This is a genomic window from Thermococcus argininiproducens, assembly GCF_023746595.1.
Lineage (GTDB): Archaea > Methanobacteriota_B > Thermococci > Thermococcales > Thermococcaceae > Thermococcus_A > Thermococcus_A argininiproducens.
This window is the reverse complement of the sequence record NZ_CP080572.1, coordinates 1322636-1334078: the sequence shown is the minus strand read 5'-3', so window position 1 is coordinate 1334078 and position 11443 is coordinate 1322636. Positions and strand designations below refer to the sequence as shown.

General features: G+C 40.4%; 13 protein-coding genes and 1 tRNA gene. 6 read left to right on the top strand and 8 right to left on the bottom strand.

Annotated elements, in window-relative coordinates:
• Positions 1–284: 284 nt before the first annotated feature.
• Positions 285–362 (bottom strand) — tRNA-Val (locus tag K1720_RS07190).
• Between the two features lie 117 nt (positions 363–479).
• On the opposite strand from K1720_RS07190, the gene K1720_RS07185 reads away from it, so the two are divergent.
• Entirely contained in the window at positions 480–863 is a 384-nt protein-coding gene (locus tag K1720_RS07185; protein ID WP_251950611.1) for a DUF356 domain-containing protein, read from the top strand.
• Here K1720_RS07185 and K1720_RS07180 read toward each other — a convergent pair whose 3' ends face one another.
• A complete protein-coding gene (locus K1720_RS07180) occupies positions 864–1397 on the bottom strand; it encodes a multiprotein bridging factor aMBF1 (RefSeq protein WP_251948040.1) in 534 nt (177 codons plus the stop codon).
• Positions 1398–1474: 77 nt separating this feature from the next.
• On the opposite strand from K1720_RS07180, the gene K1720_RS07175 reads away from it, so the two are divergent.
• Positions 1475–1990, top strand: coding sequence for a GNAT family N-acetyltransferase (locus tag K1720_RS07175; protein WP_423837311.1), 516 nt, complete (start codon positions 1475–1477; stop codon positions 1988–1990).
• Here K1720_RS07175 and K1720_RS07170 read toward each other — a convergent pair whose 3' ends face one another.
• Genes K1720_RS07170 through K1720_RS07160 form a run of 3 tightly spaced genes read right to left on the bottom strand, consistent with a single transcriptional unit; the run spans position 1991 to position 4621 of the window.
• Entirely contained in the window at positions 1991–2398 is a 408-nt protein-coding gene (locus K1720_RS07170; protein WP_251948038.1) for a Zn-ribbon domain-containing OB-fold protein, read from the bottom strand.
• 2 nt (positions 2399–2400) lie between these two features.
• Positions 2401–3558 carry a thiolase domain-containing protein gene (locus tag K1720_RS07165; RefSeq protein ID WP_251948036.1) on the bottom strand — a complete coding sequence of 386 codons (1158 nt, stop codon included), beginning with the start codon at positions 3556–3558 and terminating at the stop codon, positions 2401–2403.
• Between the two features lie 10 nt (positions 3559–3568).
• Entirely contained in the window at positions 3569–4621 is a 1053-nt protein-coding gene (locus K1720_RS07160; protein ID WP_251948034.1) for a hydroxymethylglutaryl-CoA synthase, read from the bottom strand.
• Between the two features lie 189 nt (positions 4622–4810).
• Here K1720_RS07160 and K1720_RS07155 point away from each other — a divergent pair, with 189 nt between their 5' ends.
• Both K1720_RS07155 and K1720_RS07150 read left to right on the top strand, forming a co-directional pair.
• A complete protein-coding gene (locus tag K1720_RS07155) occupies positions 4811–6043 on the top strand; it encodes a C/D box methylation guide ribonucleoprotein complex aNOP56 subunit (protein ID WP_251948032.1) in 1233 nt (410 codons plus the stop codon).
• A gap of 5 nt (positions 6044–6048) precedes the next feature.
• Entirely contained in the window at positions 6049–6729 is a 681-nt protein-coding gene (locus K1720_RS07150; RefSeq protein WP_251948030.1) for a fibrillarin-like rRNA/tRNA 2'-O-methyltransferase, read from the top strand.
• Positions 6730–6763: 34 nt separating this feature from the next.
• Here the strand turns inward: K1720_RS07150 and eno are convergent, their stop codons facing one another.
• The 3 genes from eno to K1720_RS07135 all read right to left on the bottom strand — a co-directional run bounded on the left by eno (position 6764) and on the right by K1720_RS07135 (position 9667).
• Positions 6764–8056, bottom strand: coding sequence for a phosphopyruvate hydratase (gene eno / locus K1720_RS07145; protein WP_251950605.1), 1293 nt, complete (start codon positions 8054–8056; stop codon positions 6764–6766).
• Between the two features lie 161 nt (positions 8057–8217).
• Positions 8218–9510 (bottom strand): sodium:solute symporter family protein, encoded by a 1293-nt coding sequence (locus tag K1720_RS07140; RefSeq protein WP_251948028.1) that lies wholly within the window; start codon positions 9508–9510, stop codon positions 8218–8220.
• On the bottom strand, positions 9479–9667 hold the full coding sequence (locus K1720_RS07135; RefSeq protein WP_251948026.1) for a hypothetical protein: 189 nt from the start codon (positions 9665–9667) through the stop codon (positions 9479–9481). Before K1720_RS07135 ends, K1720_RS07140 begins: the two co-directional genes overlap by 32 nt.
• A gap of 333 nt (positions 9668–10000) precedes the next feature.
• On the opposite strand from K1720_RS07135, the gene K1720_RS07130 reads away from it, so the two are divergent.
• A complete protein-coding gene (locus tag K1720_RS07130; protein ID WP_423837327.1) occupies positions 10001–10321 on the top strand; it encodes a helix-turn-helix domain-containing protein in 321 nt (106 codons plus the stop codon).
• Positions 10322–10331: 10 nt separating this feature from the next.
• Entirely contained in the window at positions 10332–11294 is a 963-nt protein-coding gene (locus tag K1720_RS07125) for a class I SAM-dependent methyltransferase (RefSeq protein WP_251948016.1), read from the top strand.
• The last annotated feature ends 149 nt before the right edge of the window (positions 11295–11443 follow it).

The following is an 11443-nucleotide window of genomic DNA, read 5'->3' as shown; positions in this document are numbered from 1 at the left end:
GTAGATATTCATCTTAACTAATAGATGGTAGTCTAAAGAGAGTTAAATACTTTTTGGAAAATTGGATTTTACTTTTTTTCTTTTAAAAACTTGCCTTTGGGGCAAGTAGAAGATCCGCCTAGGAATTTACTACAACTTTATACCCAACTGGTAATTGACTTTTCTTAATCTTGGCCCTACAGGAGATAACAACTTATAACTTCTAGGTTTTTAGTTTTAACTAAAAGTTAAGACAGTATTTAACTAGTTTTTAGTATGCAGGAATAGGCTTTCTAAAATCCCTTTGGTGGGCCCGCGGGGATTCGAACCCCGGACCTTCGCCGTGTGAGGGCGACGTCATAACCAGTCTAGACCACGGGCCCGCCCTAATAGTCACTCATATCTCTTTCGACCTGGGCTTATAAATTTTTCCTCCGTATAAAAACACGCCAAACCATATCTTTAAATACCTCCCAACTTAGCTCTTTTCGGTGAAAGTTATGCTAAACACGGTAGTTTTGATAAGAACAGACAACTTCGACAAGGCCCTAATAGCGTTAGCTGATTTAGTAAGATACGCTGGAATGGAAATAAGAGGCAAACCGAGGATAATACCTCCAGCTCTCTCAGACTGGGCCTTTGAGAAGATTGTAGGAGAAAGGCCTAAAAGAAAATATAATGCCCATGTTGTGGCTCAAGTGGATCTACCACCGGGCAAGGCCATAGGGAGATTAAGAGAGATACACCCTCCTGCCCATATAATAGTAATTCCGCCGGATACTCCGGTTCACAAAGAACTCCTACGTCTTTGGAGTACTTTTGAAATTTTAAAGGGATTTTATTCTCCAAAGAAAGAACAGCAAGAAGGGGGAAGTAGGGAGTAGCTACTTCTTCTTCCTCTTTTTGATCTTAATATTAGCTACATCCCCCAAAGTTGGCTCATAATCTTTAGGTATAGTAGCTTTTTCTTTTACATTCTCTTCAACACGCTCAATTAGTTTTATCTTAAAGTAACGCTCAAGCTTTTTTGCCTCACTTATAGTAGGGATATACTCACCATGCGCAATCCTTCTAATAAGATTGGTTGAAAGGCCTACTTTATGGGAAAGCTCTTCATAACTCAAGCCACTTCTCTGGATAGCCTCTCTCACTCTATCTGCATAGTCTTCTACTATGTCCTCAGTGTAAAGAGGTCTTTGCGTTCTCGGGGTTTGTTTAGGCCTTGCTCTTGGAACATATGTTCTTCTAGGTTCTCTTCCTGTTGGCATTGGGCTCCAAGTTCCCGGCTTTTTCCTGCCATATTTTTGATAACACTTGTAGCACACCAAAAGTTCAGCCCCTTCTATTTTCACCGTGTGTCCTTTACCTCTTATCTCTGCTCCACAGATTTCACAAATTCTTGGCTTGGCTTTTGCCATTAAAATCACCTTCAACTCACTCTACTCTACGATGGAAGGCTAGCTTTTATAAATCCATCTATTATAAGTTCCTAACGATGGGAATGAAAGAAATTAAAAACAACAATAAGGAGCACCTGAGTATAGGAAAATTAAATAGAATGGATCAGGAGATACTTGAAACTCTTGTAAGCATATACATGCGAGGATACGAGGGTATGAAGGAATATGGGGGCGAAGGAGAGAGTTATGCAAAGAGATACCTAAGATGGTGCTGGAACAAAGCCAGTGATGGATTTTTCATCGCAAAAGATGGAGATAGGATAGTGGGTTTTATTGTGTGTGATAACGACTGGCACAGTCGATATGAAAATAGAGTGGTAGGTGCCATCCATGAGTTCGTTGTTGACAAAGAGTATCAGGGAAAAAGCGTTGGAAAGAAACTTATGGAGAAATGTATGGAGTATCTAAGCAGGTATAATGATAGAATTGAACTCTGGGTCGGAGAGAAAAATAAGAAAGCCATAGAATTTTATAAAAGACTTGGTTTTAGGGTTGCTGGAAAAGCGGGTATCTGGATAAGAATGGTAAAAGACATTAAAAAAGAAAAATAGTCACTTTAACGGCGGTCTAAACTTATAGCCATAAAGTATTATTCCATCCTCACTGAACTCCCTAATTTTTCTTGTAACCATCTCCACTTCCATACCAAAGTCTATTTCCTCTGGATCAACATCTGTAAGCTGCGCCAGGACTAGAGGCCCTTCCTCAAGTTCAATTAAAGCTATTGGATATGGCTTGTAATATTCATAACCGCTTGGAGGGTTTCTTATTATTGTCCAACTTACAACCTTTCCTTTTCCACTAAATTGGAACTCTTCTATTTCTTGGCTCCCACATTCAGGGCAAACGGGTCTCTTTGGAAAGTGAACCTGACCGCAACTCTTACACTTACCCCCAATAAGACGATATTTTTCCTTAAAGTGTCTCCAATAACGAGCAACTTGCATTGGCTTCCCCATTTCTAAACCCTCCTTAATATGGTTACAGTTATGTTTGAGCCCGTTCCACCTATGTTCTGAGTAAGACCTACTTCTGCATCAGGAACTTGGTTTGGAGCTTCGCCTCTAAGCTGCCACACTGCTTCTACCGTTTGATAAACTCCAGTTGCACCAACTGGATGACCCCTCGCTTTCAGTCCACCCAGTGTTTGAATTGGATAATCACCATCAACCGCTATTTGGCCTTCTTTGGCCAGCATAGCACCCTTCCCTCTCTCTGCAGCTCCTATGGATTCCAAACTTAGGGCTGCCATAACTGTAAATGCATCATGCACCTCAAAGAAGTCTATATTGTCCACTCCTACACCCGCCATTTTGTAAGCTCTTTCCGCCGCCACCTTGGCCGCTTTCAGCAGAAGAAGGTCTTTTCTGTTAGCGAGGTTTATAGTGTCTATAGCCCTTCCCATTCCAGCAACCTCGATCATCTTGGCTTTGTCCACAAATTCCTTGGCCTTCTCCTCAGTGGTGATAATAACTGCCGCAGCTCCATCAGCTATTGGAGAAGCATCAAAAAGCTTCAATGGATCAGCTATATAAGGACTCCTCATAACAGTCTCTACCTTGATTACCTTTTTGAACATGGCATATGGATTCTTGGCACCGTTTGCGTGAGCATTAACTGCAAATAGGGCTAAGTCCTCCTCAGTGTACCCATATTCTTTCATGTAAAGCCTCATGGCAAGGGCATTCAGGGCCACAAAACTAACTCCATGGAAAAGCTCCCACTCGGCATCAGCTGCATATGCCAGATATCTCGTTGCATCACTTGGCCACGCGTCTGTCATCTTTTCAACGCCTACAACAGCAACCACGTCCTCAAGACCACTCATTACAGCCTTTACACCTTCTTGGACTGCAGCTCCACCACTTGCACATGCACCCTCAACTTTAACTGCAGGGATATTCCCAAGACCTGCCCAATCTGCTATAAGGGCTCCAAGGTTTTCTTGTTCAACAAATGAGCCTGAAGCCATATTTCCCACATAAAGTGAATCTACTTTGTCAACTCCGGCATCTTCCATAGCATTCAGCAAAGCCTCAACAGCTAGGTCTCTAAGACCAAGTTTCCAGTGCTCTCCAACGGGAGTTAAGCCCACACCAATAATCACTGGCTTTCTCATTTCAACCACCTCACAAAATGTACTTACCTCTGTGCTTTGCGTATAGAGCATAATCGAGATATTTCTTCCTGTTCACGTAATCCATTGTTTTTGGAGCTAGATCTCTCTTCTCCTCAATCGCATCCTGCACAATAAGGCTAAAAGCATCGCTTCCTGCCCCACTTCCAAAGCTCACCCATAGGATCCTATCTCCTGGCTTTGCGATATCTAAAACTGCCGAGATTCCTACAAGAGTCGCTCCACTGTAAGTGTTTCCTATTACACCGGTGAGTAAACCCGGCAAAACTTTCTCTTTTGGAATACCAAGGATCTTTGCTGCAGTGAGGGGGAACTTAACATTAGGTTGATGGAACACTGCGTAATCAAAATCATTTGGCGAATAACCGAGTTCCTCCATTAGACCTTTTGCAGCACTTATTATTTGATGGAAGTAAGCAGGTTCACCAGTGAACCTATTACCATGTCTTGGATAGTGCTCGTGTTGTCTCCTCCAGAAATCAGGAGTATCAGTTACATAAGAGTAGCTTCCTTCAAAATATGCTAAGGTTTCATTACTCTTTTCTCCAACAATATAAGCTGCTCCTCCAGCAGAAGCAGTAAATTCTAAATGGTCTCCGGGCCTTCCTTGAGAAGTATCTGCTCCAATTGCCATAGCATATTTGGCCATGCCACTACCCACAAATCCAATAGCTGCTTGGAGGGCTTCGGTTCCGGCTTTACATGCAAACTCAAAATCTGCAGCATCTAACTCGGGAGTTGCCCCAATTGCTTCAGCTATGACAGTTGCAGAAGGTTTAACAGCATAAGGTTTTGACTCTGTACCAAACCAAAGGGCCCTAATCTCCCTCGGATCTATACGGGCCCTCTTAAGGGCATTTCTAGCAGCTTCAATACCAATTGTTATGGCATCTTCGTCCAAATTATTTACGGATTTTTCTTGGATTGGAAAGCTACTAACTCCCCATACCCTTCCAATCTCCTCATTTTTAATTCTAAACATTGGCACGTATGCACCGTAACCAACGATACCAACATCCTTTATTGGCTTTAACAGTTTCTTCATTGGGCATCACCTTTTTAAATGAATGAGCTTAATGCTATTCTCTCCGAGGTTAAGCTTGTACATTATAAAAGTCTTTCGGTAAACGTGTAATACTTTTTCGACAATTAGCGATGAAATCTTGACGTAGAGTAGGTTTAAAAGCTTAACTCTTTTATACTTCCTTAGCAAAGAATAGAAAAGGTGATGCTCATGAAAGCATACGTAGGTGAAAATGTACAGGGAATCTATGCCTTTGATGAGAACGGCAATCTCATTGGAAAGAGAATTTTCACAGAAAAGCCAGAAACAGTACTAGACAAACTTCTCAAAGGCGAAGTTCCAGAGGACCTGATTCTTTTCTTAGAAGAGTTAAAGGAAAAAGGATACTCAACTTTTGTTGTAGAACATCCAGAACTTGCTAGAAAAATTAGAGAGTTTGGATTCGAGACAGAAGCAGAATTTCCTAACATCGCCGGAGAGAAACTTAGGGAAAATGTCGAAGAATTTTTGGGAACTGATTGGTTTGAAAAATACTTCACAGTTGGAGTGGCATTAACAAGGATCAGAATCCAAGAGCAAAGTGGTGCGAGGGACAAGATGATAATCCAGGCAATTGAGGCTCTAGATGACATTGATAAAGTCATCAACCTTTTAGTATCAAGACTTAGAGAATGGTATTCACTTCACTTTCCAGAACTTGACGAAATCCTCCCAAAGCATCCTCAATATGTCATTTTTGTGAAAAACATTGGACACAGAGACAACATTACAAAAGAAAACTTGGAGTCTCTTGGATTCGGTGAGAACAAGATAACGAAGATCCTAGAGGCAAAAGAAAAGACAATGGGCGCATGGATGGACCAGAAAGACATTAAAGTCATCCAAGGATTAGCCAAAGAAATAGATGACCTCTATAAACTAAGAAGCGAGATAGAGGACTACATCGAAAGGGCTATGGATGACGTTGCACCGAACTTAAAGGCCCTAGTAGGTGCAAAACTTGGTGCTCGCCTAATAAGTCTAGCAGGAGGTTTGAAAGAACTCGCAATAATGCCCTCTTCAACCATCCAGGTTCTTGGTGCAGAAAAAGCACTATTTAGGCACCTAAGAAGTGGTGCAAAGCCTCCAAAACACGGTATAATTTACCAATATCCTGCAATAAATAAGTCCCCTTGGTGGCAAAGAGGAAAAATTGCAAGAGCATTAGCTGGAAAACTGGCCATAGCAGCAAGAGTGGACTACTTCTCAGGCGAATATATAGCTGAAGAGCTCAAAAATGAAATTGAAGCAAGGATCAAGGAAATTAAAGAGAAATACCCCAATCCACCAAAACGCAAAGAAAAGCCCAAGAAAGAAAAGAAGAAAAAATTCAAAAAGAAAAAGAAATTCAAAGGCAAAGAAAAGAAAAAGAGAAGCAAAGAAAAGAGAGGCGGTAGGAGGTGAGATAAATGAACGTTAAGAAACATAAATTCTCTGGCGTTTATATTGTCATCGAGGATGATGGAAGCGAGAGACTGGCAACCAGGAATCTAGTTCCCGGCCAAAAAGTCTACGGCGAGAGAATCATTAAGTGGGAAGGTGAAGAATACAGGATCTGGAATCCTCACAGATCAAAACTTGCTGCAGCCATACTCAATGGCCTTAAGAACTTTCCAATAAAGCCAGGACATAAAGTACTATATTTAGGCATAGCCAGTGGTACAACTGCTTCACATGTCAGTGATGTCATTGGATGGGAAGGTAAAATATTTGGTATAGAATTCTCACCAAGGGTTCTTAGAGAACTAGTTCCCCTAGTGGAAGAAAGAAGGAACATAATTCCAATACTCGGAGATGCTACAAAGCCTGAGGAATACAGGGCCTTAGTTACCAAGGTCGATGTAATATTCGAAGACGTGGCTCAACCCACCCAAGCAAAGATCCTCGTGGATAATGCCAAAGCATACCTTAAAAGCGGTGGGTACGGGATGATCTCTATTAAAAGCAGAAGCATAGACGTCACAAAAGAACCAGAGGAAGTATTTAGGGAAGTAGAAAAGGAACTTGGCGAATACTTTGAAGTTGTCGAAAGAATTTCTCTTGAGCCCTACGAAAAAGACCATGCCTTGATAGTCGTGAGAAAACCGTAGCTCTTTTTTCTTAAATTTTTAAAATTAAAAAAGATCAAAGAAGTGGATTTCTAAACTTCTTGCCTGGATAATATGCCACACCCTCAAGTTCCTCTTCAATTCTTAGGAGTTGGTTATATTTGGCATTTCTATCGCTCCTTGCAGGAGCTCCTGTCTTAATCTGACCAGCGTTTAAAGCAACTGCTATGTCTGCAATTGTGGCATCCTCTGTTTCTCCAGACCGATGGGAAACAACGACTCCATAACCAGCCCTGAAAGCAAGATAAGCAGCATCAATAGCCTCACTTAGTGTTCCAATCTGATTGACTTTCAGAAGAAGTGCATTTGCTGCACCTATTTCAATACCTTTTCTCAAGCGCTTGACATTGGTTACAAAAAAGTCATCGCCAACGATCTGAACTTTCTTCCCAAGTTCTTTTGTAACGATAGCAAAGCCTTCAAAATCTTCCTCATTAACTGGATCTTCAATTGAAACTATTGGATATGTTGAGATCAGCTCATTATAGAGGTCTATAAGCTCTTCCCTAGTATATTCCTTGCCACCCACGACATATACTTTCTTGTTTTCATCGTAGAATTCACTTGAGGCAACATCAAGAGCAAAGGCAATCTCGTCTCCAACCTTGTAACCACTTTCTTCAATAGCCTTAACTAGAGCATCTAGTGGCTCATTAACCTCTTTCATAGGTGGAGCAAATCCTCCCTCATCTCCTACATTAACAGCCAATTTCTCATATTTCTCCATAAGAATCTTTTTCAATGTGTGGTATACCTCACTTACCATCTGAATGGCCTCTCTAAAGCTCTTTGCCCCAACAGGCATGATCATGAACTCTTGAAAATCAAGATCGTTACCAGCATGAGCACCACCATTGATGACATTGCTCATTGGTACGGGAAGAACGTAAGCATTTGCCCCACCCAAGTACCTGTAGAGTGGCATTCCAAGAGTATTTGCAGCAGCCTTTGCAACAGCAAGAGAAACTCCTAGAATAGCATTTGCTCCAAGATTGCTCTTGTTTTCAGTACCATCAAGCTCAAGCATGAACATATCAATGTCTCTTTGAAGTGTGACATCCATTCCCAAAAGTTCTGGGGCAATTATTTTGTTAACGTTCTCCACTGCCCGTTTTACACCTTTTCCATGATATCTTTTTCCACCGTCTCTGAGCTCCAGAGCCTCGTGAATTCCAGTTGAAGCTCCACTTGGAACCGCAGCCCTTCCCATTGCAACTGGTGTGTAAACATCCACCTCAATTGTTGGATTCCCTCTGGAGTCCAGTATTTCCCTTGCCACTATTCCGGTAATTTCAAATGGGTTCTCCATAACTTTCACCTCGGGTGATATTTGAGGTTTCTCTTTAAAGCTTTTTCACAAGTTAAAAGGGAAATAGTTTTCCCAAGAATTGTACTTTCCTTGTAGGAAGATTACTAAAAATAATAAGGTCCAAAAGTTTAAATATAAAAAACATAAAGCGAGAAATGATCTCAACCAAGTTCAAAGGCCCTTTCAAAGTCCTTCTCGATAGGCTTTGCAGCTGTTATCAGGCTAACAAGTACCATAACAACTGCTGATACTATGGCACCACTCACATAAATGTATTCCCAGTAACTGAAGCTCACAATGCCTGTTACCCCTATAACTGCTGTTAATGACCCTGCAATCATTCCTAGTAATGCTCCTTCTTTTGTTGCTCTCTTCCAGTAAATACCAAGTATTAGAGGTACAAAGACACCTGAAGTATATATATCGTAGGAGTATATAAGAAGCTCTATAATTCCCTGGATCGTCAAAGCTGCAACTAATGAGAGAATCCCTATAGCGATTGTTGTGCCCATTGAAAGTCTCAACAACTTTTTATCATCCGCTTCAGGCTCTATAAAGCTTTGATATAAGTCCTTGACAACGTGAGACGTGGCTGCAGAGAGGAGTGAATCAGCTGTACTCATTACTGCCGCTAGAATTGCAGCAACAAATATTGCTCCTATTCCACTTCCAAAGACCGTTATAACCAATTTGGGGACTGCAGTTTTTGGTGAATCTATTATTGCTTGTGGGTCACTTGAGAGTGCCAATGCAAGCATCCCAGCCAGTGCTGGAAGGAATGACAAGGCCATAAGCAATAGTCCACTATAAACTGCACCCATTCTAGCAGTTTTTTCGTTCTTTGATGCAAAGAGCCTCTGATAAAAGTCTTGACCTATTAAGGTATACATTACCGTCGCTGCCAATGTTAGGGCAAAAAGCGAAATTCCGAGGGACATGAAGTTGAAATATTCTCCAGTTGGTTGTGGCAAGTTTGGAATTGCAGAGAGACTCATTCTTAAGCCATCAAAGCCTCCTACTTTGCTTAGGCCCAAGATTACTGCAATTAACACACCAATACTTCCAAGCATTATTTGTATGAAATCTGTTAATGCAACTGCCCATAATCCTGAAAACGCCGTATATGCTATGAAAATCAGTGTGGCAAACACTGCTCCAGCAGTTCCTGGCAATCCTATGGCTTCGAAGACTGCTGATGCTGCCCAAACTTGAGCTCCAAGAATTCCTACTAGGGCTAAAAGTGATAGCATTGCTGCTAAAAGTCTTATCATCTTGCTTTTATAACGCATTTCCAATACATCAGGGACTGTATACAGGGCCAAAGCACGCATAGGCTTTGCAAGAGTCACACCAAGAAGCAAAAGACCCAGTCCCGTGGCAAAACCGTACCAAATTCCTCCTAATCCATAGGTGGCTCCCCAACTAGCCCCTCCGAGGATGAAAGCCACCACCATAGTGAGTGGCTGCCAAAGTTGCAGTAGTCAAAGCCAATCCTAGTCTCCTGCCGGCCACCAAAAAGTCGGCCGACGTTTTAATGTATTTCCTAGCATATACTGAAACTCCTAGCATTGCTCCCATGTACAAAATAATTGTTGTCCAAATCATGTCCATTTTTCTGCACCCCTTGAAAGTACAAACCAAGAAATCTTGAATTATATTTAAAGTTTTTGACGAATTTTTTGTCAAAATGATAACTATCTAACAGAAAAGGGTAATGAACTCAGATTTATTTTAAAGAAATATCATATTCTACGTCCATATAATAACCAACGAGAATTGTAAATATATTAACCTTGTAACTTATAACTGTGTAATTTGTAACAGCTATCTCAAATAACTAGATAATTTACAATATCGAACCGAAATATTTAAATATAATATAACATCTAGTATTACCACGTTCTGGATTAACATGTCTGGCTTTTTGTGGTGGGGAAGTTGAGGTTGGTAATTGACCCTCACATCTTACGATCATTACACAGGAGTGAACTAAGGAAAAAGATACTCTTCTACTTACATGAGATTTACCCCTCTTCTACATACCTTTCCGAAATTGCTAGAATCGTTAGGTCGGATCCTTCCAATGTAAAAGGAGCCTTAGTTGGCATGGGGAACCGCTATAATGGAGATAGCTCTTTAGTCTATCTTGGTTTGGTAGAAGAAATTAACCATAATGGATTTCGATATTACAAACTTACGGAACACGGGAAAAAAGTTGTTGAATTTCTAAAAACTTATCAATCATACTATAGTAGATTTATGTGAGGTGCAAAAAATGGAAGACATAATAAAGCAATTTGATTTCAACATCTCAACTCTTATTGACTTTTCGTTCTTTAATATAGTCAAAATTGGATTGGAATTAGGCGTTTTTAAGGAACTAGACAAAACTAAAACCCTTGAAGATATTTTAAACTCAATAGATGTCAAGAATAAAGCTTACTTAAAGTCACTACTAAGTGCCTATTATGAGTTAGGAATTCTAGAGGCTACAGGGACAGAATTAAGGCCTAAAAGATTCTTACGCACCTTTCTTCTTGAGTATGAAAGATTAAAGGACATTATTCCAGAATGGATTAACATACAAGATGAAATCGTCAGAATGGCAAATTATGCATTTTTATCTTTCGAGAATTCTAAAGTGATGATGGACTTTGACAAAGATTCAGACTTCTGGGACATTCGACTTTCGAACCCATTAAACAAGTTATATAGAGAGATAATTGTTAGGGCTGGTGGACTTAGAGATGGGATGAGAGTCCTTGATCTTGGTTGCGGCTCGGTATCACCGATAGAACTCGGAAAGCATGTTGGCCCAAATGGAGAGTATGTTGGGATTGATTTTTCCCCAGGATTACTAAGCATAGCCCAACAAAGGGTAAGAGAACTTGGCATGGATTGGGTGTTCTTAAGAGAGCTTGACATAACAACTGCCATACCTAAAAGAAAGTATGACAGAGTTGTAATGAGTTTTGTTCTCGAATATCTTCCTGAAGTTCACAGAATCATTATAAAGGCTCTGAATTTCGTGGACGAAGGAGGAAAACTAATAATTGTAGAACCATTTAGAGAGAATTTTGAAAACATAGCTGCATGGGAATTTTTTGAAAAACTCACGAAGGAGTTTAGGCGATTCCCACGAAAATCCGAGATTCTTGATGCTCTTGAATATTATGGAAAGGGCGCAAAAGTAAAGGAATACGGAAAATCTGTTCTTGTGCTCGAACCCACATTATAATATCTTGTTTGTTTTGTATTTATTCTAGTTTTATGACTTTTTTATAAATTTTAAAAATTACTACTAAATATTAGTGTGTACCTACATATGTACCTACATGTGTAAAGATTAATGTAAAAACAAAAAATCAATTTATATTTAAAAAACAT

Coding starts and splice junctions, on each gene's coding strand:
- K1720_RS07175 (WP_423837311.1), top strand. CDS start 1,475: ATGGGAATGAAAGAAATTAAAAACAACAATAAGGAGCACCTGAGTATA.
- K1720_RS07170 (WP_251948038.1), bottom strand. CDS start 2,398: ATGGGGAAGCCAATGCAAGTTGCTCGTTATTGGAGACACTTTAAGGAA.
- K1720_RS07135 (WP_251948026.1), bottom strand. CDS start 9,667: ATGGACATGATTTGGACAACAATTATTTTGTACATGGGAGCAATGCTA.
- K1720_RS07185 (WP_251950611.1), top strand. CDS start 480: ATGCTAAACACGGTAGTTTTGATAAGAACAGACAACTTCGACAAGGCC.
- K1720_RS07150 (WP_251948030.1), top strand. CDS start 6,049: ATGAACGTTAAGAAACATAAATTCTCTGGCGTTTATATTGTCATCGAG.
- K1720_RS07140 (WP_251948028.1), bottom strand. CDS start 9,510: ATGGTGGTGGCTTTCATCCTCGGAGGGGCTAGTTGGGGAGCCACCTAT.
- K1720_RS07165 (WP_251948036.1), bottom strand. CDS start 3,558: ATGAGAAAGCCAGTGATTATTGGTGTGGGCTTAACTCCCGTTGGAGAG.
- K1720_RS07125 (WP_251948016.1), top strand. CDS start 10,332: ATGGAAGACATAATAAAGCAATTTGATTTCAACATCTCAACTCTTATT.
- K1720_RS07180 (WP_251948040.1), bottom strand. CDS start 1,397: ATGGCAAAAGCCAAGCCAAGAATTTGTGAAATCTGTGGAGCAGAGATA.
- K1720_RS07155 (WP_251948032.1), top strand. CDS start 4,811: ATGAAAGCATACGTAGGTGAAAATGTACAGGGAATCTATGCCTTTGAT.
- K1720_RS07160 (WP_251948034.1), bottom strand. CDS start 4,621: ATGAAGAAACTGTTAAAGCCAATAAAGGATGTTGGTATCGTTGGTTAC.
- eno (WP_251950605.1), bottom strand. CDS start 8,056: ATGGAGAACCCATTTGAAATTACCGGAATAGTGGCAAGGGAAATACTG.